The sequence below is a fragment of the Psychrobacter sp. TB20-MNA-CIBAN-0197 genome, assembly GCF_040309765.1.
Lineage (GTDB): Bacteria > Pseudomonadota > Gammaproteobacteria > Pseudomonadales > Moraxellaceae > Psychrobacter > Psychrobacter submarinus.
The window spans coordinates 1-439 of the sequence record NZ_JBEOPC010000113.1 but is presented as its reverse complement, the minus strand read 5'-3'; the positions used below and the strand labels follow the sequence as shown (position 1 = coordinate 439).

Sequence of the window (439 nt, the reverse complement as noted above, 5' to 3'; positions counted from 1 at the left end):
GGGCTAGGGTGAGGGTTTTTTCAGAATTTGTGTTCGACTCGGTTTCCCAGGTCGGCGTATCTGCACCAAGCACCTCGGTCAGTTCCCTCTCCCTCTGGGAGTGTATGTACCGGGGACATGGTGGCCACATGTTCGGAGACATGGTGGACGGTTTTAGATCTTCTTACCTGCCGTCACGATCTGCAAGTTCAAGTCGATTCGAGCGACACGATGTCTACTCCAGTAGACATCGTGGATACCGTCCTCCGTCGTCTCCCTGATCGCTATGCACCTGCCATAAAAAGCCTTTCCGATCTTGTATTCCCGATTCCTCCAGAAGATTTCGCCTCCCATCTGTACCTTCCTGACCACATCTGCGTCGTTGTACTCCGGCTCCGCCGGTTGCTCCTGATATTCCCGTGGGCTGCCACTGTAACGAGTCGCCGGCACCGCCATGCCC

General features: G+C 55.4%; 1 pseudogene. It reads right to left on the bottom strand.

Annotated features, from left to right (window positions below):
- Nucleotides 1-153: 153 nt before the first annotated feature.
- Nucleotides 154-439 (bottom strand): annotated as a pseudogene (locus AAEY83_RS12895) (hypothetical protein); the annotation flags it as partial.